Source organism: Bacillus sp. B15-48 (assembly GCF_016879755.1).
GTDB lineage: Bacteria > Bacillota > Bacilli > Bacillales > Cytobacillaceae > Mesobacillus_B.
Window position 1 is genome coordinate 131,136 of record NZ_WOFU01000001.1, and the last position, 20,737, is coordinate 151,872.

Here is a 20,737-nt window from a genome sequence, read left to right on the forward strand (position 1 = left end):
ATGACTATTTACCCTTTCACCAAATTCCTTGCAGCACCCTCATCCGTAATTAATATCGTGGATGCTGGAGCCTGTTTCATATATGCTCTAATTGCCTTCGCTTTCGACGCTCCACCAGCTACCGCAATGACATCATCGACATTTTGCAAATCAGCAAGTTGTAAGCCAATCGTTTGTACTTTATGAACGATTTCGCCATCTTCATTAAAATAATAGCCAAAGGCTTCTCCTACAGCATTTCCTCGCATAATTCGTTCTATGTCCTCTTTCGACGTGTTTCGCCGTTTCGCCATCTTAAGCGCGTCCCCAATTCCATGCAAGACGATATTCGCTGATTTAATCAAACATAACATTTCATGAATCAAGGGTTCTTTTATAAACGAATCGTAAATTCCGATACTCACTTGATCTGGGACGTAGAATACTTTATGTTGTGAGTTCGTTTTCCTGGCCATAATCGCACTAATCGTATTTGCCTGATTATTTACGTCTTGACCAATTCCTCCTCTTGCAGGAACAAACAATGGCCTTTTTACACCAAGTTCTGGTGAGAGCAATTCAGCAACCGCTGCGATTGTCGAACCTCCGGTTACAGCGATTATATTGTCTTCCTTTAAGCGCTTTTTCATACAGGTTGCGCATGCTTTTCCCAGCTCATGTTTCACTAAAGGGGATTGATCGCTGTCTCCATGGACAATAATTACTTTGGAAATGCCCATTTGCTTTTTCAACTGTTCCTCTAAAGTATTAATCCCTGTAACTTCGCTCATGACATTTTCAAGGCTTTCCAGAATATCATTTCCTTCTTTTGTCAGACTCATTCCTATTGAAGCCATCTGTATTAAATTCTGGTCTTTCAAAAATTCAACCTCACTGCGCAAAACCCGTTCCGTTAAGCCAAGACTGATGGAAAGATTTCTGCGTCCTACCGGCTGCATTGATTTTATGTATTTTAAAATAAGATAACGTTTTTGCATAATTTCAATGAGGTCTGGTAATAATTTCTTTTGAATTTCAATTAAAGTGGCCATGATGAAATTCTCCTTTAAACGTTGTGGTCATATTATGTCCCGGAGTGGCATATTATGTCCCACTTGCCGCAAAAAAAATCACCCCTGATTTCACTTTCATTCTATCAGGAGTGATTCATTAGTTCAACTACTAAACGGTATCTTTTTTTCTGAAAACGCTTTACATACAAAGTTTTTATTAATAATTCCCGATTGTATTTCTTCCCCTTCCAATTCAATGACAGGAATGGAAATTCCGTACAATTCAATCAAACGTTCATCTTTATCTATATCTACTTCAACAATTGAAAAATCAAATGTTTGTTGGATTTCTTTAAGGATTCTTTTCGCATCTTCGCATAAATGACATCGTTGTCTCATGTATAATTTCGCGATATGGTTCATTTTTCAGCTCATCCTATTCTCTTTTATTCAAATCGTTTACGTTTAGACGAAGGCGGGATTTTAAGCTGATCACGGTATTTTGCCACTGTCCGTCTAGAAATCACAATCCCAGATCTCTCTGTTAGTAACCGGACAATTTCTTGATCTGATAAAGGTTTTTGTTTATTTTCATTTTTTACAAGCAACTCAATAGCCGCCTTTGCATGGTTAGAGGATGTTTGATCATGTTCCGTTGTTTGAATCGAACTTGAAAATAATGATTTCATCTCAAACGTACCACTTGGTGTTTGAATATATTTTTCTCGAACCGCTCGGCTTACAGTTGACTCATGGATATCTAATTCCTCAGAGATTTCTCTCATTGTCATTGGTTTTAAAAAGGATGGTCCCTGCTTAAAAAACTCCTCCTGTTTTTCGACCATCTTAAGAGCTACTCTCATCAACGTTTCCCGGCGCTGTTCCAAGCTTTTCGTAATCCAGTTGAAATCGTTCTGCTTTTCTTGAAGAAAGCGACTAACTTCAGAATCTTTATATTTCGCTAACTGTTGGTAATAACGTTCATTGAAGGTTACTTTTGGTACCGTGTCATCGAATAACCCGACTGTTAACGACTCTCCCTCTAGTTTTACAACGACATCTGGAGTGACATATGCTGTTTTGTCATTTTGAAATGAAGCACCAGGCCTAGGGTTAAGTGTCTGAACATAATCAAAGGCTTTCTGAATCTCCTTTAAGTCCATTTTTATCAACTTGGCTAGTTCCTTCCATTTCCGTTCTGCAAAGAAAAGAAAATGATCTTCTAAAATGGTTGTTAGCAATTGTACACTTTCATGGTCGTATCGCTCCCGTTCTAATTGAAGCAATAAACATTCATTAAGAGATCGCGCTCCTACCCCAGCAGGGTCTAGTTCTTGGATGATTTTCAAGCAATCTTCAGCTTTATCTGCTGTGATTTCAAGCTTAGTACACGCCTCATCTATAGTTGTACCTAGGTAACCGTTTTCATCAATGTTTTGTATATAGAATTGAATGATCTTCCGCTCTTGTGCAGTTAACGGATAGACATTTAATTGAAATTGCAAATGATCTTGAAGTGTTGTTGAGATTTCGCCTATCTGTTCAATCCAATTTTTGGGGTCTCTTTCCCCTGATTTCGTTGTACTTGAATTTTTCTTCCTGCGCTTGGAACTATCAATTGAATCAACATTTTTATGTTCCACCTGTAAAAGGGGATTTTCAATCGCCTTTTCTTCTAAAAATGAAGTAAGCTCCTGGGCGGAATACTGTAATAAAGCGATGGCCTGGGTTAATTCTTGGGTCATTGCCAGCTTCATTGTTTGCTTTTGAAATAATCCAGCTTTTAAATCCATCCCCATCTCCTCCCTGATAATCATTTTACACGAAATTCCCATAAATCGAAACGAGGATTTGTGGAGAAAAAAAGAAAACTCCCCTTTTAACAATTAAAAAGGGAGTTTGGATAAACCTATTTTTTCATTTAGTTCATACCACCGCCAACCATATCTTCACAGTCACCAATAAATGTTGCTGGAGAAACATCGGCGATAAAGGTTGTTGTAATAATCGTACCATCTTCACCAGTCGCTGTAATCGTTACACTTGCTGTATCATTTAAAATCGTATACGAAAAGTCGACCGTATATTGCTGCATTGGAATGGCATTACCAGTTCCTAACGCTGTACCGTCAAACATAAATGCTTGCGTGTCTTCAACACAAGCAATTGTGCCACGTCTGCCCTGAACTAGGTTGATTGTATTCCCATTGCTTACAAAATTCATTTCAAAGTTATCAACTGCTGGGTTACACATCGCTGCACCAGTAAAACACTGAATTGCCGTAAAGTTGATGTTCCCGACAAAACCATTCGGTGGTTCTTCCTGAGCTGGGGTAACACCTGGAGTTACCGTAACAGTAACACCTGTTTCATTTGTTACAACTAAACGATATTTACAAGGACATTCTTGCACTCCCATTCGTTTCACCTCTCTTTCTTTCAAGCTAGGATATACTATGTGAGGTCCTGTAAAGTCGCATGGACAAATTGTCTAGGGAAAAGGAACATTTTCAATATAAAAAATGCCTCTTTAGCAATTAATTGCTAAACAGGCATTTTGGTAGATGACGCCCTCGGAGGGAATCGAACCCCCATTTTAAGAACCGGAATCTTACGTGCTATCCGTTGCACCACGAGGGCAATTATTAATTAGTGGTACGGGTATTTATTATAGAGCAAAAATCGAAGCAATGCAAGACTTTTTGTTTTAAAAACAGATTCAGCGGGCATGATGGATGTAGGCAGGAATTATTTGCAAACATGTCGAATATTTACCTTATGAATATGAGTGAATTGTTTGACCTTTATTGACCATGAGTGTATCATGAAATTACATAATTATGTTCAAGTGTTTACTTGGTCATAAGTAAAACCTTTTGTTAAAGGAGGAAAAAGAATGAACTTAATTCCTACAGTAATCGAACAAACAAACCGCGGGGAACGTGCTTACGATATTTACTCCCGCCTTTTAAAAGACCGCATCATCATGTTAGGAAGCGGTATTGATGATAATGTTGCAAACTCAATCGTTGCACAGCTATTATTTTTGGAAGCGGAAAACCCAGAAAAGGATATATCCATCTATATCAACAGCCCTGGCGGAAGCATTACCGCTGGAATGGCGATTTATGACACGATGCAATTTATTAAACCTCAAGTCCAAACGATTTGTATTGGGATGGCTGCATCGATGGGAGCATTCTTGCTCGCAGCAGGTACGAAAGGGAAGCGTTATGCCCTCCCAAATGCAGAAGTAATGATTCACCAACCACTTGGTGGAGCACAAGGTCAAGCGACTGAAATCGAAATTGCTGCGAAACGGATTTTATTCTTACGCGATAAATTAAACGGAATTCTAGCGGAACGAACTGGTCAACCACTTGAAACCATTGCGCGTGATACAGAGCGTGATAACTTCATGACAGCTGAACGTGCGAAAGAGTACGGACTTGTTGATCACATCGTAAATCGGAATCCAAACGAAGGCAAAAAATAATAGTAAAATGAAAACTCGCCTCATTCTCGGGGCGAGTTTTTGTTTGCTTATATTCCTATCCTTCTTGCTCAATATATTCGCTTAACACATTTAAAGCCTCATCTTCATCTTTTCCATCTACAATTAACTTAATTGTTGCACCTACACCAACAGCTAAACTCATTAAGCCCATAATACTTTTCGCATTTACCTTTCTACCGTCCTTTTCAAGAAATACATCAGCAGAAAATCGATTCGCTTCCTGCACAAACATTGCTGCTGGACGTGCCTGCAAACCAGTTTTTAATTTTACTACTACTTGTTTTTCAACCATTAAAATCCCTCTCCTCATTCACATTTATTTTTTCATCGTTAAATCGCCGGCACGTAGTTTGTCTGCGATTTCGTTAATTTTTCTAAGCCGGTGGTTAATTCCTGATTTACTTATTGTCCCGCCTGAGACCATCTCACCTAATTCTTTCAATGTAACGTCTTGATAAGCGACCCTTAATTCAGCAATTTCCCGGAGCTTAGTAGGAAGTACATGAAGACCAACCGTATTTTCGATAAAGCGGATATTTTCTACCTGCCTTAACGCAGCGCCAATGGTTTTATTAAGATTTGCTGTTTCACAATTAACTAAGCGATTGACTGAATTTCGCATGTCACGAACAATACGAATATCTTCGAATCTCAGCAAAGCGTTGTGAGCACCAATCACATTTAAAAACTCGGTGATTTTCTCTGCTTCCTTTAAGTAAGTAATATACCCTTTTTTCCGCTCAAGCGTCTTGCTGTTTAAGCCAAACAAATTCATTAATTCACAAAGTGAATTGTTGTGCTCCTGATATAAAGAGGCAATTTCAAGATGATATGCAGATGTCTCCGGATTATTTACTGAGCCACCCGCAAGAAAAGCACCTCTTAAATAGGAACGCTTACAACATTTCTTTTTAATTAAGTCGGCAGAAATTGTATGAATAATGCTAAAATCCTCTTGGATGATTTTTAAATCTTCAAGGATTTTTCGCGCTGATTCTTTTAAGCGTACAATATATACATTATTTTTCTTAAGTCTCATTTTTTTGCGGACGAGAAGCTCAACTTGAGTTTGAAAATTCATCTTAATTAATGTATAAATCCGACGTGCAATCGCTGCATTTTCTGTTTGAATATCGACAACAAGCTCGCGGTTTGAAAAAGAAAGGGAGCCATTCATCCGGATAAGAGCGGATAGCTCAGATTTGCTGCAGCATTCTTTTACTTCTAAATTTGTCAATTCCTTCTTAGTTACCGAAGCAAAAGACATCCCCCTCACCTCCTACATATAAGCGGCCAGACTTCACGAGCACTCGTTCATATATTACGAATGATCCTTCATTTTGGTTTCAGTCATGATCATTGAATATAAAATTTCAGCAACTTTCCGTGTATCATGGCGAATAACATTGTCTTCAAGATTCGCAATCTTCGCTTGCACAATCTCTAGACCAAGCTCCTTCAACCTCTCTACATCAAATTGGACGGGCTTGGCGAACTCTTCCTTATACCGTAGCTTAATTTCCGGTGGAATAAGTTCATTATTAACTAAAATTGTATTTATAAATGGAGAACCTAGATGGTCATAAAGTGCATTTACGTGATCACTTGCTGCAAAATCATGGGTTTCTCCTGCCTGCGTCATTAAATTGCAAATATAAACTTTTTTAGCCTTTGCGTTGCATAATTCTTCGCCAAGTTTCTTTACGAGCAAGTTTGGCAAAATACTAGTATAAAGACTTCCAGGTCCAATGACAATTAAATCGGCTTGATTAATTTCATAAATGGTCTCCGGAAGAGGCTCCACATCGCTTGGTGAAAGGAACACTTTTTTAATCCGCTTGCCTGAATAAGGTATTTTGGACTCACCACTAATAATTGTCCCATCCTCTAGTTGCGCGTTTAGGATGACACTGCGATTCGCAGCTGGTAACACCTTGCCACGCACATTTAATACCCTGCTCATTTCTTGGATTGCCCTTGAAAAATTCCCTGTAATCGAAGTCATAGCTGCTAAAATTAGATTGCCAAGGGAATGTCCAGAAAGCTCATTCGTTGTCCGGAACCGGTGCTGGAACATTTCTTCGACAAGCGGCTCCACATCAGATAATGCTGCCAAAACATTTCGTATATCCCCTGGTGGCGGAATATGCATATCATTGCGCAACCGTCCTGAACTCCCACCGTCATCGGCCACAGTCACAATCGCCGTAATATCCACATTATAATGTTTCAATCCCCTTAATAAAACAGGGAGTCCCGTTCCGCCTCCGATAATCACAATTCGCGGCTGAGTATTTTGGTTCATGAAGATTGTCCCTTTCTTTTATCAATGTCACGATGTGTAACCCTTGTATGATAATCTCCACTAAAATGTTTAGCAATCTGCTCAGCGAGAGCCACTGAACGGTGTTGTCCACCTGTACAACCAATTGCGATAATCAGTTGCGCCTTTCCTTCACGTTTATAGTGAGGCAACATAAAGCTTAATAAATCCAAAACTTTCTCAAGGAATTTATGCGTTTCGTTCCACTTTAAGACGTAGGTTGATACACCTTCATCAAGCCCTGTTTTAGGTCGCATATGATCAATATAGTGAGGGTTAGGCAAAAAACGCACATCGAATACTAAGTCGGCATCAATCGGAATTCCATGTTTAAATCCAAAGGACATCACATTTACAGTAAAAGTCGTTTTTTTATTTGTTGAAAACTCTTCAAGAATTTTTTCGCGTAATTCTTTCGGTTTAAGATTAGACGTGTTGTAAATTAGTTGCGCTCGTCCTTTTAATTCTTCAAGCAATTCTCGTTCAAGTTTAATTCCTTCCAGCGGGAGACCTTTTTTAGCAAGGGGATGAAACCTCCTTGTCTCCTTGTATCGCCTAACAAGCGTTGCATCATCTGCATCAAGAAATAGAACCTGCGGGGCTACCCATGATGTTTCTGCTAAATCATCTAAAGCTTTAAAGAGAGAATCAAAAAATTCCCGGCCACGCAAATCCATAACTAAAGCCACTCGATTCATTTTACTTTCCGATTCTCTCATCAACTCCAAAAATTTCGGCAGGAGTGTCGGTGGCAGGTTATCGACACAAAAGAAGCCCAAATCTTCAAAGCTTTGGATGGCAACTGTTTTCCCTGCGCCTGACATGCCTGTAATAATGATCATTTGAGTTTCATTTGTCGAACCGGTACTCATTACAATTCCCCCTGAAAAAATCTTTTAATTTGGATCAAGTCGATAGCGGATGAGCTTCATATCTGGGGTGTATGTAAACGTTCCATAAATTATACCCTTTCCATGGACCATATAATCGAGAATATGATAATCTCCTGCTGCCATCGGTAAGTTTTTTATCTCTTCTTCTTCATGCCATTCGAGATCCCCTTCTTCTGAACGCTCTAAATGTATACCTGTGGATTCAGTTGCATGGAAGGTAAACATCATCCACTCATCAACGACTTGCTCTTCCTTTTCAATAATAAAGGTAAAAATCCCTTTTATTTTTGGATTTAACAAGTATATGCCTGTTTCTTCACGAAATTCACGAATACAAGCTTCTTTTGCGGTTTCACCTGCCTCCATTTTCCCACCAGGCGCCACCCACCAGCCACGACGAGGTTTTTTCAATAACAACACTTTATTATCTTTAACTAAAAGGCAATTTGTCACCCGTTGCATGATTTTTACACCTTCTCACTTATTCAATTTTTAAAACGCCCGGATATTTAAATGGTGAAGCCGAATTTTTTATTATTTTCATTATACTATTTTTAGAAACCTGCCACAATATGACGTCATTTAAGGTGTTATCCTGAAAGTGAACAAGCTGTATTATATTTATAAATAAAAAAAGAGCACAGGGGAAACCTGTGCCAAAAGGATTATATTTTAAAAAAGGGGGTCAATTTAAATCTATTATAGCCTATGTTTATTTCACTACTGTTACAGCACAATTAATTAATAATTACGTTCTGTAAAGTTTTTGTCGAACTGTAAATTTAAGCTTTTGCTTTCATTTCTTCTTTAACCTCTTCTACATAATGCTGTGCCTGTTGCGCCGCAATACTTCCATCTCCGGTTGCTGTCACAATTTGTCGCAATGTTTTTTCACGAATATCTCCGGCTGCAAAAATTCCTGGAACTTTCGTTTCCATCAGTTCATTTGTTTCAATATAGCCATTGCTATTTGTAATTCCTAAGTTTTCAAATGGTTTTGTCAATGGTACCATTCCAATGTAAACGAAGACACCGTCTGCCTTAAATTCCATTTCTTCGCCTGTTTTCGTTGAGACTAATGTCAAGCTTCCTACTTTTCCATCTTTTTCATTCACTTCTTTTACTGTATGATTCCAGACAAAATCGATTTTATCATTTGCGAACGCGCGATCTTGAAGAATTTTCTGGGCACGCAGTTCATCGCGACGGTGAACGATTGTTACTTTAGAAGCAAAGCGGGTTAAATAAACACCTTCTTCAACTGCTGAGTCTCCGCCACCAATGACTGCAAGCTCTTTTCCTTTAAAGAATGCTCCGTCACAAACCGCACAATAAGAAACACCACGGCCACCTAACTCACTCTCGCCTGGAATACCGAGCTTTTTATATTCTGCTCCAGCAGAAAGAATCACTGCATGTGCTTTGAATTGCTTTGATCCAGTTATCACTGTTTTGTATTCTTTTCCATCAATAATTTCTTTTACATCCCCATATGCATACTCAGCACCAAACTTTTTCGCATGATCAAACATTTTTGTTGATAGGTCGGGTCCTAAAATGTGTTCAAATCCAGGGTAGTTTTCTACTTCTTCTGTATTCGCCATTTGACCTCCAGGTACGCCACGTTCTAACATCAGCGTGGAAAGGTTCGCACGTGATGTATAAACGGCTGCCGTTAAACCGGCTGGACCAGCTCCAATAATAATCACATCATATACTTTTTCTTCAGACATTTATTTCACTCCTTTATTCACTACGATAAATATTTATTATAATTCATAGTATTTACTACCTACTCATATCCTATAAAACAACGGGAAAACAGTCCAAACATCTGCTTACAAATGTTATTTAAAAAAATAAAAGCCAGCTTAGCTGACTCTAATCTAAACAGTTATTCACCATTTTTACATACTTGCTTAAAGTTGAAACCGATAACCCATACTTTTCCGCCACTGAAGTTTTCGTGTTTTTCCCTTCACGTAGCTGCTCCCAAACAAATTCAACGGCTGCTGCCCAAGCTTTTTTATTTTTAAAATTAAGCCCTTCTTTAAGCGCGCTTTCAAAAACAGCAAACCAAATTAAATATACTCCTGCTTCGTCCTGGTTAATTGGTTGATGTTTATCGTAGAGAACAAGTGCCGTCTCATGGGCTCCAAGCACGGCCTCCATTTCCTGCGGACATTTGCCAGATTTCACATAAGTTAAATATTTTTTTTCAATTGCTGTCATCTTATTCGTGATTTCATTCGTTGCAAGGATTTCTTCCTTCTTGTCGGAGATAGAAGTTAAGAACAAGGCAAATAATCGTTCTTCCGCATATTCACTTTGGAACTTCTGAACAATGGAAGATATTTGCGTTTCCAATGGAACATTCTTTTCTCCCCAAGGCTCGAGTCCATCTTTCTCAGGATTAAATTCAAGCACCTTTTTCCAGTAGCTCTTCGCCGCTTGTTCACGACCGGTATAATAAGACGAATAGGCAAGCCAATAATAAAATCCACCGTCTCCATCATGACCAGATTTATACAATCGCTTAAGCCATTTATAGCCGAGCTCATATTCGCCGACTAAAGAAAAAGTCGCTCCAAGCTTAAATTGCTGTTCCATTAACATTGGTTGAATTTTTGCTAACACAGTTGTTAAATGTTCCACTTCTTCCTGCTTATTTTGATAAAAAGCAAACACAAGTTGATTGCAAAGCGCATGAAGGTTTCCAGGGTTTTGCTCAAGAACTTGATCTAGAGTTTTATTTGCTTTGACAGGCTGACCAAGATAAAAATAAGCTAATGCGAGATTATTGTACGCCGACCAATACTCAGGGTATTCTTCAACAATCTCTTCAAAAATGGCAATTGCCTCTGGGAAATTCCCAGATTCTAGTTGATTCCGCGCCTCTTCTTGTTTTAAAATTAACTCGTCCTCTTCATACAATTCGCCTTCGTCTAATTCATCGGCTTCAAGCATAATGATATCAAGTAATTCTTCGGCATCATCAGCAAATTCCCCGTCACGATTTAATTCTAAATACAAGTTGATATGGTGGTACGCATCTTTAAAGAAACCCAAATGGGCGTAATTATTCGCTAAAAAATAATGGCATTCTACCATTTGGTCATCCATTTCTTCGAGGATCATTTGTAAAAGACGAACTGCCTGCTGGTATTCCCCTAGCTCCGTAGCAACAATCGCTAATTGGCAGACGATCATCGGTTCTCCAGGTTCTAGCTGCATTGCCCGGCTAAAATACTTATACGCACGGTGCAAATCCCGACGATGATACGCTTTAATCCCCTTGGTGAAATAATATTCACCCGTTGGGACAAATGACAGTAGTTGCCCTGTTTCTTTTCTTATTTTAGAGTCTTCTCCCATTTTGTCCTCCCAAAAGGTTTTTAACCTATAAAGTATAACATAAGTTGAAAGGCAAGGAGAAGAGGAGAATACAGTTTGTTTGTTTCAGTTTGGGTGTTTTTTTACAATTAAAGGGTTTTGTAGAGTAAACCGCGGTTTTCGTAGAGTAAGCGGGGCATTCCGTAGAGTAAACCGTGGTTTTCGTAGAGTAAACCGGACATTCCGTGGATAAAACTTCAGCGAATCTTAATATGTGGCAAATTTTCAAACTATCTGTTCTTTTGAAGGGTTTTTTGCTGTTAAAACAGAATATCCATTTAAGTCAACAACTCATGACTGAAGTCACGAGCTTGTGAAGGCAAAAATCGCCTTCTGGTATTAACAGTCCAATATACGCCCGTTGGCATACCGATTCAATCACCTCATTTAAGAGGTGAACTGTTTGACGAGGAACCAAGCGAACCCCGTATTGATAATCACATGCGCTTGGCTATCGCAACATGTAACGTTTTTTTGTTCGTGTTGCTTGAACATTTTACGATGCAGAGCTTTTCCTGCATCAACCCTATATGTTCAGTTTTCAAAGAACAATTTCTAGTTATATTATAGCATGTATAATGTGGGATACAAAAAGTTTAGCTGACATGTCGGATACTTAATCTAGTACAAAATCTCGCGATTTTCGAGTACTAGACCGTATCCGAAGGCGATTCATCTCATGACTGAAGTCACGAGGGTTCTCGCCTATGAACTAAAAATAAAGGAGTGACAGATATGTTCATTGAAATGATTGAATTCAGCCTAAAAATCCTCATTTTATAAAAACAAAAAACCAGCCTAAACAAGAAGGTTTAGACTGGTTCACTTTTTATTTTTTCTCTTCGTGCCGCTGCTTTAAAACACCCAATACATCCTTTAATGGGAGATTTTGCTCTCTTAAGAGGACGAGCAAATGATAAAGCAGGTCAGCCGCTTCCCATTTTAACTCTTCTTGGTCGCGGTTTTTGGCTGCAATGATGACTTCGGACGCTTCTTCCCCGACCTTTTTCAAAATTTTATCGACGCCTTTTTCAAATAAATACGTCGTATACGCCCCTTCAGGACGCTCTACTTCACGGTCAGCAATGATTTTTTCTAACTCTAGTAAAATTTTAACATCTCCGTATGAAGCTTTTTCACCTGTGTCTTCACCCAACAAACTTTCTGTAAAACAACTGACTGTACCAGTATGACAGGCCGGACCAGCTGGTTCAACAAGCACAACGAGTGCATCGGCATCACAGTCGTATTTTATATTGACGATTTTTTGCGTATTTCCACTTGTTTCGCCTTTATGCCAAAGCTCTTGACGAGAACGACTGTAAAACCACGTTTCCTTCGTCTCCAAAGATTTCTCAAGCGATTCTCGGTTCATATAGGCAACCGTCAATACTTCAAGCGTTTGCGCATCTTGGACGACCGTGGTGATTAATCCCTTGTCATCAAATTTTAATTCATCGATATTCATCGGACTTCCACTCCCTTTTCACGGAGGTAAGCTTTCACTTCGGCAACAGATGTTTCTTTATAATGGAAAATCGAGGCAGCAAGGGCCGCGTCTGCTTTCCCCTCGATAAAGGCTTCAACAAAATGTTCAGCGTTTCCGGCACCACCTGAAGCGATAACAGGAACAGAAACCGCCTCGCTGACCGCTTTCGTCAACTTCAAGTCAAAGCCTTTCTTTTCACCATCACTATCCATACTTGTAAGCAAAATTTCACCTGCCCCAAGCTCAACTCCTTTTTTCGCCCATTCGATTACTTCTAAGTCCGTGGCTTGACGACCTCCATGGGTATACACCCGCCATGAGCCAAGCTCAGGATCATATTTCGCATCAATCGCTAAAACAATGCACTGAGTTCCAAAAAAGTCGGCCCCTTCGGTAATTAATGCCGGATTTACAACGGCTGCTGTATTCAAACTTACTTTATCAGCACCGGATCGCAAAATTCGCTTCATATCTTCAAGGGAATTAATACCACCACCAACGGTAAAAGGAATGGCCAACTCTGACGCAACCGCCTTTACCACTTCGACCATCGTCTTCCTTCCCTCATTCGAGGCTGAAATATCAAGGAAAACTAATTCATCGGCCCCTTGCTCATCATAAAACCGCGCCAATTCAACCGGATCTCCAGCATCGCGCAACTGAACAAACTGGACGCCTTTCACAACACGGCCATCTTTTACATCAAGACATGGAATAATTCTTTTCGTCAACATTACTCAGCCACCGCCTTAAGTGCTTCTTTTACCGTAAAGCGTCCTTCGTAAATGGCTTTTCCAACAATCGAGCCACTTACTCCGACCGTTTCCAGTTCTTTCAATGCAAGTAAATCATCAAGCTTACTGACACCGCCAGAGGCGATGACACTTTTCCCTGTCTCTTCCGCTAATTGTTTAATTGCTCCGACATTCGGGCCAGACAGCATCCCATCGGTCGCAATATCGGTAAAAATAAATGTTTCAGCGCCAGCGGCTGCAAAGCGTTTGCCAAGGTCAATCGCCTTCACTTCCGATGTAGAAATCCAGCCATGTGTTGCGACATAGCCGTCCTTCGCATCAAGTCCAATCGCAATTTTTTCACCGTATTTGCGAACCATCTCTTCTGCAAACTCTGGGTTTGAAACAGCAACACTGCCGATGATTACCCTTGAAACACCATTTTCGAGGTAATGAGCAATATCCGCTTCCGTCCTGATGCCGCCACCAATTTGTACACGCGCGTTTAATTTTTGGGCCGCTTGGATGACATATGTATCATTTACTCGCTTGCCATCACGAGCGCCGTCAAGGTCAACCATATGAATCCAGTCGGCTCCTGATTGTGCAAATGATTCCGCCATATCAAATGGAGAATCTCCGTAAACAGTCTCTTTTCCATAATCCCCTTGAATAAGGCGAACGCATTTGCCGCCTCTCATATCAATTGCTGGGTAAATGATGAAACTCATTGTAACCCCCCCTTTTTTTAAAAAGAATCCTTTATTTCTGCTCGTTAATCAGTTGCGTGAAATTACGCAAAAGCTGCATGCCTTGCCGACTGCTTTTCTCTGGATGAAATTGCATTCCGAATACATTATTTTTGCCGACAACGGCTGGGACTTCAACACCATAATCACTTACTGCAATTCGAACATTAGGGTCATCTGTTTTGACATAATAAGAATGAACGAAATACACATGACCTGGCTCGATATTTGCAGTTAATGGTGAGTCATTTTCAAATCTTAATTGATTCCAACCCATATGCGGAACTTTATACGACTCTCCAGCTTGATTTTTACCTACGAATCATTCAACCTTGCCAGGAAGAAGTGCTAACCCAGTTGTGACACCATTCTCAAAACTTTCCTCAAATAAAAGCTGCATCCCGAGGCAAATTCCGAGTACGGGTTTTCCTGTATCCGCAAATTGGCGAATCATCTCGGTTAACCCTAATTCATTTAATCGATTCATCGCATCTGGAAATGCCCCAACCCCTGGCACTAGCAACGCATCTGCATTTGCCAATTCTTGCTTATTTTCCGAGACGATGTACGGGACATCTAATCGTTCAAGCGCTTTACTGACACTGAATAAATTTCCCATCCCATAATCGACAATTCCAATCATTTACAGCATCCCTTTCGATGAAGGAATTCCTTTTACTCGTGGGTCAATGGTCGTTGCCTCATCAAGCGCACGTGCCAGTGCCTTGAAGACGGCCTCGATGATGTGGTGAGTATTATGACCATAATGAACGATGACGTGTAAATTCATGCGCGCCTCAATCGCAAGCTTCCAGAGGAATTCATGAACAAGCTCTGTATCGAATGTTCCGACTCTTTGTGCCGGAAATTCACCACGAAACTCAAGATGTGGGCGATTGCTAAGGTCGACAACAACTTGCGCCAACGCTTCATCCATTGGAACAAACGCATTCCCGTACCTTTTAATCCCACGCTTATCACCGAGTGCTTCCTTTAACGCTTGACCAAGACAAATTCCAATATCTTCTGTCGTATGATGGGCATCAATCTCAATATCACCGACTGCGTTCACGGTCAAATTAAATTGGCCATGTTTTGCAAACGCATCAAGCATATGAGTTAAAAACGGGACACCTGTGTTGAGCTCTGATGCCCCTTCACCATCGATAGCAAAACTTAATTGTATATCTGTTTCATTCGTTTTTCGATTGATTGTCGCAATTCTCTCCATCCTTCATTCTCCTTCACATGTTCTCATAATGTCATAATGCTACTTTAGGTCAGTTTTTTTAACCTTGCCTCTACTGCTCGCGCATGGCCTTCCAATCCTTCCAAACGTGCAAATTGGGCAATTTTTGCACCATTTTCGCGAATAGCCGCTTCACTATAAGCAATGATGCTTGATTTTTTCTGAAAATCCTCGACACTTAATGGACTTGAGAACCTCGCTGTCCCATTTGTCGGCAACACATGGTTTGGTCCTGCAAAATAATCACCAATTGGTTCTGAGCTGTAGCGACCGATAAAAATCGCCCCTGCATGGCGAATCTTCCCAATCAGTTCCATTGCATTCTCAGTCATAATCTCTAGATGCTCGGGTGCCAATTGATTAATCGTCTCAATCGCTTCGGCCATGTTCTCCGCCAAATAAATCGCGCCATAATCTTCAACCGATCGTTCGGCAATCTTTTGACGAGGCAAAACAGCTAATTGCAAGGTCACTTCTTTCTGAACGGCTTCTGCTAATGCCGCTGAAGGGGTAACTAGTACACTGCTCGCCCGCATATCATGCTCCGCTTGTGATAAAAGATCAGCGGCAATTTCGTCCGCCATCGCCGTGTCATCAGCTAGTACAGCGATTTCACTCGGCCCCGCAATCATATCGATATCGACATCACCGAAAACTTCACGTTTTGCCAACGCAACAAATATATTTCCCGGTCCAGTGATTTTATCAACTGATTGAATCGTTTCTGTCCCATAAGCTAGAGCAGCGATGGCTTGGGCACCACCAATTTTATAAATCTCTTCCACTCCAGAAAGGTCTGCAGCAACAAGGACCCCAGCCGGCAGCTTTCCGTCCTCTCCCGGTGGTGACACCATGACAATCCGTTTGACACCCGCTACTTTCGCCGGGATTACGTTCATTAATACCGAGGATGGATAGGCAGCTGTACCTCCTGGGACATATACTCCAGCAGAGTCTAGCGCAGTCACTTTCTGACCAAGGATTGTCCCATTTTCTTCTGTCGTAATCCATGATGAACGCAACTGCTTTTCGTGATAGTTGCGGATATTTTCGGCTGCCTCACGGATAATTTCAACCATTTCCGCGGATACCGAATTGTACGCCTCTTCAAGTTCTGAACGATCCACGCGTAAAGAATCAAGAGTGACTCGATCAAACTTTTCTGTATAAGCTTTAACTGCCTTGTCCCCAAAACGGCGAACTTCAGCAATGATTTCTTTCACTGCTTCTCGTTGTGCCTCCGTACCATTATCAACCGATCTTTTTATCGAGATGTCTCCGCTAACCTTTACAATTTTCAACTCAATCACCCTTTCAAGCTTAACAGGTTCCTTCTTCTAAATTTTAAATGACTTCACTTAAAGAAGCGACAATTTCTGAAATGCGTTCGTCTTTGATCCGGTAACTAACTGGGTTAACGATAAGCCTAGAGGTGATTGACGTAACCGTTTCATATTCTACTAAGCCATTTTCCTTCAATGTTTGTCCAGTTGAGACGATATCGACAATCCGATCAGACAGGCCAATTAATGGCGCAAGTTCAATCGAACCATTTAGTTTAATAATTTCTACCTGTTGACCTTGCTCACGGAAAAAGGCAGCAGCAATATTTGGATATTTGGTCGCGATTTTTGGAGCGACATCATTCATTTTTGTGTTTGGTAAACCAGCAACTGCCAAATAACAACTGCTAATTTTCAAATCGAGAACCTCATATACATCACGCTCTTCTTCAAGCAAGACATCCTTGCCGGCGATTCCAAGATCAGCGACCCCATGTTCGACATATGTAGCCACGTCCATTGGTTTTGCTAAAATAAAGCGGAAATTTTCTTCCTCGACATCGATAATTAATTTTCGCGAGTCATCAAATTCAGGCGGCAACCGATACCCTGCCTTCCGTAGCAGTTCAGCCGCTTCTTCAAAAATCCGCCCCTTAGGCATGGCAATCGTTAACGGTTCTTTCATTTTACTGGCTCCTTCCGACTAAATAGGTAACGTCCGAAAATTTACTTGTGTAGGCATCTAAGTTTTTTACACCGCTGATGTCTTGAAGCACGACCCGCATCCCCGATTGTCTTCGTTCTTTCGCAAGGCTACATGCCTCAATTCGTCGTTCTGGGCTGAATAAAATGCACTCAGCCGGGACTTTTTCTTCCAACTCTCCTAATGCTTCAAGCAAACGATCAAGACGAATCGCAAAACCTGTTGCCCCCATCGATTTCCCGAATTTCTGTAAAAGTCCGTCATAACGGCCGCCATTTCCGAGTGGAAATCCTACCTTGCTAGCGTACATCTCAAATAAAATCCCCGTATAATAACTCATATGGCTGACAAGCGTCAGATCAAACTTAATATGGCCGGCAACATCGTAATCCTTCACAATTTCACACAGTTCTTGAAGTTGAAGAATCGCCTTTTTTCCTTTTTCATTTTCAATCAAATCGAGCGCCTTGCCAATCACTTCGACACCGCCACGGAGATCTAGAAATGATAAGAGTCTCTGTGTATCAATCGATGAAAGCGGCAAAGATTTGACGTGCTCACGGTAGCCAACATAATTTTTTTCATATAAAAATTGGGTAAGCTCTCTTGCTCGCTCAACTGTTCCAAGAATTTGGATAAATAATTCTTTTACGAAGTCAATATGACCAACTGATAGCTGAAAATCAGTTAAACCCGCTTTTTTTAGCGCTGAAATCGCTAGCGCAATCATCTCTCCATCTGCACTGACTGTTTCATCGCCAATACACTCTACCCCAACTTGTTCAAATTCGGCTGGGCGTCCCCCTTCATGCTGTTGGGCACGGTAAAGATTTTCTGCATAAGCAAGTCTGATCGGAAAATCCTCATTCAATAGTTTGGACGCGGCAACCCTGGCAATCGGTGCGGTCATATCTGGTCGGAGCACAAGTGTGTGTCCTTGCTGATCAAGAAGCTTAAACAATTGTTGATCAAGAATCGCTGAAGCCGTACCTACGGTTTCGTAATACTCAAGCGTCGGAGTAGCGATAAATTGGTACCCCCACGCCTTCATTTCGGATTCAAGCATCGAACGAACATGCTGTTTTGTTTCATATAAATTTGGAAGCGTATCGCGCATCCCTAAAGGTTTTTCAAACATAAATAATTGACTCATCACTTTTTCACCCTTTTATGGCTAGTTTATCATACACCGTACTGTTAAATACTTTAGTTCGCTAATATGCTAATGAGATAAAGTTATTTGTAGTTTACCGTGTTAAAAAAAAATCGTCAAGCTAAAATAACCGATAAAAACGTGCTCTTTTTTAAGATTAGCTTATTTCAGTAAAATTCCTTTTAATTTATTGTTTTTCTAAAAAAAGGTTTCATCTCAGAGAATTCCTTTTATATTTGTTTGTGAAGGCGCTTTACAATTTGTTACAATAATAAATAAGCAAGGAGGTGCGTGTTTCTCTAAAGTAAGAATTCAGGTTTTTAGGCAAATGAACGAATTAATTTTCCTAGTTTCATAATGTGTCTTCTTTGCTAAAAAGAAGGGGATTTCTTCTTGAAGCAACTGGAATACTGGGTCCTGATCAGCTATTCGCTCCTGCTCATGGCTCCATGTAAAGAAGACTGTTAAATTGTGAAGATAGGAAAGCTAATTTCCTGCCATCTAATCCCACAAACCATTTATACATACCTCTACATTTTGTGGTACATCCCCCTTCGTTCTTACTTATTTCATGTTCGTGCGAAAAAAATAATAAAGAAAACTCGCTGATTGGCGAGCCTAAAGGCGAAGACAGAAGCGTAGTTGCACTTATGCGTTAGGAAAGTTTTAATTTGGAAAATTTATACTTTCCTATTAGCCTAGAAAGGGAGAGTCGATGTTTAAGAATGAAAAATTTAATAGTGTATTTTGGATATCCGCCATCACATTAGGGGGTTTTGTCCTTGCCGGAGTGATTTTTCCTACTGCCTTTGCGAAAGGGGCAGACAGGGCATTAACCTTTACCACTTCTTCATTTGGGTGGCTGTATTTAATTTCGATTTTTATCTTTACCGTCTTTTTAATTTACCTTGCTATTGGAAAATATGGAAAAGTCCGCCTTGGTGGGCAGGACGAAAAACCTGCTTATTCATTGTTTACTTGGATTGGAATGCTTTTTTCGGCGGGGTTTGGGATTTCGCTCGTGTTTTACGGAGTCGGTGAACCGATGTCACATTTTAATCACCCGCCATTACCAGGGATTGAGCCGTTATCAGAACAAGCGGCCCGTGTCGCAATGGGGTATTCATTCTTCCACTATGGGGTAAGTCAATGGACCGTTTTTGCCCTTGTTGGTCTCATTATCGCTTATTTTCAATTTCGCAGACAACAAAACGGGTTAATTTCAACCTCACTTACTCCTTTAATTGGAAATCGGCAAAAATTAAAAAATGGGATTGATATCCTTGCTGTCGTTGCAACAGTGATGGGGGTTGCCACTTCAATAGGATTAGGAATCATGCAAATTAATGGTGGTTTATCAACCGTAGTCGGAATTTCGACGGGAACATGGCCCCAGCTTGGGATCATTGCAATCATGACCGTATTGTTTTTATTTTCCTCTACAACTGGTTTAGATAAAGGAATCAAATGGTTGAGCAATCTTAATCTCGGGACAGCATTACTGCTCATGCTTTTCGTGTTTATTACTGGACCAACCGTGTTTATCCTTGATACGTTAGTCGTTGGGATTGGCGATTACATTTCAAACTTCATCAATTATAGTTTCCGGTTAAATCCTTATACAGGGAATACTTGGTCACGCGAATGGACAGTGTTTTACTGGGCATGGGCAATTGCTTGGTCGCCATTTGTAGGAGCCTTTGTCGCGCGTGTCTCAAGAGGACGAACCATTCGCGAATTTATCCTAGGTGTAATGGTCGCTCCACCAGCAGTTGCCTTATTATGGATTTCCGTTTTTGGTGGAACTGCCCTTCATCTTGATTTATTTCAAGGAGCAAATATTGCCGCTGCAGTCAATACGGATATAACAAGTGCGATTTTCACCTTATATGAACAACTCCCGATTTCGTTTTTAATTTCCATTATTACGATGCTGTTAATCCTGACGTTTCTAGTAACCTCGGCGGACTCGGCTGTGTTTATTTTAAGCAGTATGACGACTGGCGGTAGCTTAAACCCTCCGGTTAAAGTACGAATCATATGGGGAATTTTAATAAGCTCAATTGCTACTGTTCTCCTCCTTTCAAGCGGATTAACGGGGCTGCAAACGGCCTCAATTGTCGCAGCCTTGCCGTTCACGTTGATCCTTTTAGCGATGACATTCACACTTTTCACCGTCTTGAAAAAAGATGCCGCGGATCAACCAGTCGTGATTGAACAAAAGAAAAAGAAACAGAAACTTGCGTAGGTTAGAGTGAG

20 protein-coding genes, 1 tRNA gene and 1 pseudogene are annotated in these 20,737 nt (G+C 40.5%); 2 read left to right on the forward strand and 20 right to left on the reverse strand.

From position 1 onward, the window contains the following. Positions 1 to 8 precede the first annotated feature (8 nt). The 5 genes from GNT69_RS00710 to GNT69_RS00730 all read right to left on the reverse strand — a co-directional run bounded on the left by GNT69_RS00710 (position 9) and on the right by GNT69_RS00730 (position 3,632). On the reverse strand, positions 9 to 1,031 hold the full coding sequence (locus GNT69_RS00710; protein ID WP_203553033.1) for a sugar-binding transcriptional regulator: 1,023 nt from the start codon (positions 1,029 to 1,031) through the stop codon (positions 9 to 11). Between the two features lie 123 nt (positions 1,032 to 1,154). After that, entirely contained in the window at positions 1,155 to 1,415 is a 261-nt protein-coding gene (locus tag GNT69_RS00715; protein ID WP_203553034.1) for a glutaredoxin family protein, read from the reverse strand. Positions 1,416 to 1,438: 23 nt separating this feature from the next. Further along, the gene (gene rpoN / locus GNT69_RS00720; RefSeq protein WP_203553035.1) at positions 1,439 to 2,785 is read right to left on the reverse strand and encodes an RNA polymerase factor sigma-54; all 1,347 of its coding nucleotides are present in this window, start codon (positions 2,783 to 2,785) and stop codon (positions 1,439 to 1,441) included. 128 nt (positions 2,786 to 2,913) lie between these two features. After that, positions 2,914 to 3,411, reverse strand: coding sequence for a hypothetical protein (locus tag GNT69_RS00725; RefSeq protein ID WP_203553036.1), 498 nt, complete (start codon positions 3,409 to 3,411; stop codon positions 2,914 to 2,916). A 149-nt stretch (positions 3,412 to 3,560) separates the two neighbouring features. After that, a tRNA-Arg gene (locus tag GNT69_RS00730) sits at positions 3,561 to 3,632 on the reverse strand. A gap of 256 nt (positions 3,633 to 3,888) precedes the next feature. Between GNT69_RS00730 and clpP the strand changes: the two genes are divergently transcribed. Further along, on the forward strand, positions 3,889 to 4,488 hold the full coding sequence (gene clpP, locus GNT69_RS00735) for an ATP-dependent Clp endopeptidase proteolytic subunit ClpP (protein ID WP_203553037.1): 600 nt from the start codon (positions 3,889 to 3,891) through the stop codon (positions 4,486 to 4,488). Positions 4,489 to 4,543: 55 nt separating this feature from the next. On the opposite strand, the gene GNT69_RS00740 is transcribed toward clpP, so the two are convergent. The 15 genes and pseudogenes from GNT69_RS00740 to GNT69_RS00810 form a co-directional block, all read right to left on the reverse strand. Then, complete coding sequence (locus tag GNT69_RS00740; RefSeq protein ID WP_203553038.1) at positions 4,544 to 4,801, reverse strand: HPr family phosphocarrier protein; 258 nt, start codon at positions 4,799 to 4,801, stop codon at positions 4,544 to 4,546. Between the two features lie 24 nt (positions 4,802 to 4,825). Beyond that, positions 4,826 to 5,776 (reverse strand): DNA-binding protein WhiA, encoded by a 951-nt coding sequence (gene whiA / locus GNT69_RS00745; protein WP_203553039.1) that lies wholly within the window; start codon positions 5,774 to 5,776, stop codon positions 4,826 to 4,828. Positions 5,777 to 5,830: 54 nt separating this feature from the next. Then, positions 5,831 to 6,814, reverse strand: coding sequence for a gluconeogenesis factor YvcK family protein (locus GNT69_RS00750; RefSeq protein WP_203553040.1), 984 nt, complete (start codon positions 6,812 to 6,814; stop codon positions 5,831 to 5,833). Beyond that, positions 6,811 to 7,704 carry an RNase adapter RapZ gene (gene rapZ / locus GNT69_RS00755; protein ID WP_203553041.1) on the reverse strand — a complete coding sequence of 298 codons (894 nt, stop codon included), beginning with the start codon at positions 7,702 to 7,704 and terminating at the stop codon, positions 6,811 to 6,813. The genes GNT69_RS00750 and rapZ overlap by 4 nt, the downstream gene beginning before the upstream one ends. A 24-nt stretch (positions 7,705 to 7,728) precedes the next feature. Continuing rightward, positions 7,729 to 8,187 carry an NUDIX hydrolase gene (locus tag GNT69_RS00760; protein WP_203553042.1) on the reverse strand — a complete coding sequence of 153 codons (459 nt, stop codon included), beginning with the start codon at positions 8,185 to 8,187 and terminating at the stop codon, positions 7,729 to 7,731. A 320-nt stretch (positions 8,188 to 8,507) separates the two neighbouring features. Next, positions 8,508 to 9,458 (reverse strand): thioredoxin-disulfide reductase, encoded by a 951-nt coding sequence (trxB, locus tag GNT69_RS00765; RefSeq protein WP_203553043.1) that lies wholly within the window; start codon positions 9,456 to 9,458, stop codon positions 8,508 to 8,510. 148 nt (positions 9,459 to 9,606) lie between these two features. After that, positions 9,607 to 11,100, reverse strand: coding sequence for a tetratricopeptide repeat protein (locus GNT69_RS00770; protein ID WP_203553044.1), 1,494 nt, complete (start codon positions 11,098 to 11,100; stop codon positions 9,607 to 9,609). An 847-nt stretch (positions 11,101 to 11,947) separates the two neighbouring features. Then, entirely contained in the window at positions 11,948 to 12,586 is a 639-nt protein-coding gene (gene hisIE / locus GNT69_RS00775; protein WP_203553045.1) for a bifunctional phosphoribosyl-AMP cyclohydrolase/phosphoribosyl-ATP diphosphatase HisIE, read from the reverse strand. Next, positions 12,583 to 13,341, reverse strand: a complete 759-nt coding sequence (hisF, locus tag GNT69_RS00780; protein ID WP_203553046.1) for an imidazole glycerol phosphate synthase subunit HisF — start codon at positions 13,339 to 13,341, stop codon at positions 12,583 to 12,585. The genes hisIE and hisF overlap by 4 nt, the downstream gene beginning before the upstream one ends. After that, entirely contained in the window at positions 13,341 to 14,072 is a 732-nt protein-coding gene (hisA, locus tag GNT69_RS00785) for a 1-(5-phosphoribosyl)-5-[(5-phosphoribosylamino)methylideneamino]imidazole-4-carboxamide isomerase (protein WP_203553047.1), read from the reverse strand. Before hisA ends, hisF begins: the two co-directional genes overlap by 1 nt. Before the next feature lie 31 nt (positions 14,073 to 14,103). Further along, positions 14,104 to 14,733, reverse strand: a pseudogene (hisH, locus tag GNT69_RS00790) (imidazole glycerol phosphate synthase subunit HisH). Then, positions 14,734 to 15,321, reverse strand: a complete 588-nt coding sequence (hisB, locus tag GNT69_RS00795) for an imidazoleglycerol-phosphate dehydratase HisB (protein WP_203553048.1) — start codon at positions 15,319 to 15,321, stop codon at positions 14,734 to 14,736. Positions 15,322 to 15,365: 44 nt separating this feature from the next. Then, positions 15,366 to 16,640, reverse strand: a complete 1,275-nt coding sequence (gene hisD / locus GNT69_RS00800; protein WP_203553049.1) for a histidinol dehydrogenase — start codon at positions 16,638 to 16,640, stop codon at positions 15,366 to 15,368. A 43-nt stretch (positions 16,641 to 16,683) separates the two neighbouring features. After that, on the reverse strand, positions 16,684 to 17,307 hold the full coding sequence (gene hisG / locus GNT69_RS00805; protein WP_203553050.1) for an ATP phosphoribosyltransferase: 624 nt from the start codon (positions 17,305 to 17,307) through the stop codon (positions 16,684 to 16,686). A 1-nt stretch (position 17,308) separates the two neighbouring features. Next, positions 17,309 to 18,478 carry an ATP phosphoribosyltransferase regulatory subunit gene (locus GNT69_RS00810; protein ID WP_203553051.1) on the reverse strand — a complete coding sequence of 390 codons (1,170 nt, stop codon included), beginning with the start codon at positions 18,476 to 18,478 and terminating at the stop codon, positions 17,309 to 17,311. Positions 18,479 to 19,193: 715 nt separating this feature from the next. Here GNT69_RS00810 and GNT69_RS00815 point away from each other — a divergent pair. Next, the gene (locus GNT69_RS00815) at positions 19,194 to 20,726 is read left to right on the forward strand and encodes a BCCT family transporter (protein WP_203553052.1); all 1,533 of its coding nucleotides are present in this window, start codon (positions 19,194 to 19,196) and stop codon (positions 20,724 to 20,726) included. The last annotated feature ends 11 nt before the right edge of the window (positions 20,727 to 20,737 follow it).

Excerpts from the sequence above, each read along its gene's own strand:
- hisG (WP_203553050.1), bottom strand. The coding sequence starts at position 17,307 with ATGAAAGAACCGTTAACGATTGCCATGCCTAAGGGGCGGATTTTTGAA.
- hisA (WP_203553047.1), bottom strand. The coding sequence starts at position 14,072 with ATGAGTTTCATCATTTACCCAGCAATTGATATGAGAGGCGGCAAATGC.
- hisB (WP_203553048.1), bottom strand. The coding sequence starts at position 15,321 with ATGGAGAGAATTGCGACAATCAATCGAAAAACGAATGAAACAGATATA.
- rpoN (WP_203553035.1), bottom strand. The coding sequence starts at position 2,785 with ATGGATTTAAAAGCTGGATTATTTCAAAAGCAAACAATGAAGCTGGCA.
- GNT69_RS00740 (WP_203553038.1), bottom strand. The coding sequence starts at position 4,801 with ATGGTTGAAAAACAAGTAGTAGTAAAATTAAAAACTGGTTTGCAGGCA.
- GNT69_RS00710 (WP_203553033.1), bottom strand. The coding sequence starts at position 1,031 with ATGGCCACTTTAATTGAAATTCAAAAGAAATTATTACCAGACCTCATT.
- GNT69_RS00715 (WP_203553034.1), bottom strand. The coding sequence starts at position 1,415 with ATGAACCATATCGCGAAATTATACATGAGACAACGATGTCATTTATGC.
- GNT69_RS00770 (WP_203553044.1), bottom strand. The coding sequence starts at position 11,100 with ATGGGAGAAGACTCTAAAATAAGAAAAGAAACAGGGCAACTACTGTCA.
- hisIE (WP_203553045.1), bottom strand. The coding sequence starts at position 12,586 with ATGAATATCGATGAATTAAAATTTGATGACAAGGGATTAATCACCACG.
- GNT69_RS00810 (WP_203553051.1), bottom strand. The coding sequence starts at position 18,478 with ATGAGTCAATTATTTATGTTTGAAAAACCTTTAGGGATGCGCGATACG.
- GNT69_RS00750 (WP_203553040.1), bottom strand. The coding sequence starts at position 6,814 with ATGAACCAAAATACTCAGCCGCGAATTGTGATTATCGGAGGCGGAACG.
- clpP (WP_203553037.1), top strand. The coding sequence starts at position 3,889 with ATGAACTTAATTCCTACAGTAATCGAACAAACAAACCGCGGGGAACGT.
- GNT69_RS00725 (WP_203553036.1), bottom strand. The coding sequence starts at position 3,411 with ATGGGAGTGCAAGAATGTCCTTGTAAATATCGTTTAGTTGTAACAAAT.
- GNT69_RS00815 (WP_203553052.1), top strand. The coding sequence starts at position 19,194 with ATGTTTAAGAATGAAAAATTTAATAGTGTATTTTGGATATCCGCCATC.
- rapZ (WP_203553041.1), bottom strand. The coding sequence starts at position 7,704 with ATGAGTACCGGTTCGACAAATGAAACTCAAATGATCATTATTACAGGC.
- hisF (WP_203553046.1), bottom strand. The coding sequence starts at position 13,341 with ATGTTGACGAAAAGAATTATTCCATGTCTTGATGTAAAAGATGGCCGT.
- whiA (WP_203553039.1), bottom strand. The coding sequence starts at position 5,776 with ATGTCTTTTGCTTCGGTAACTAAGAAGGAATTGACAAATTTAGAAGTA.
- GNT69_RS00760 (WP_203553042.1), bottom strand. The coding sequence starts at position 8,187 with ATGCAACGGGTGACAAATTGCCTTTTAGTTAAAGATAATAAAGTGTTG.
- trxB (WP_203553043.1), bottom strand. The coding sequence starts at position 9,458 with ATGTCTGAAGAAAAAGTATATGATGTGATTATTATTGGAGCTGGTCCA.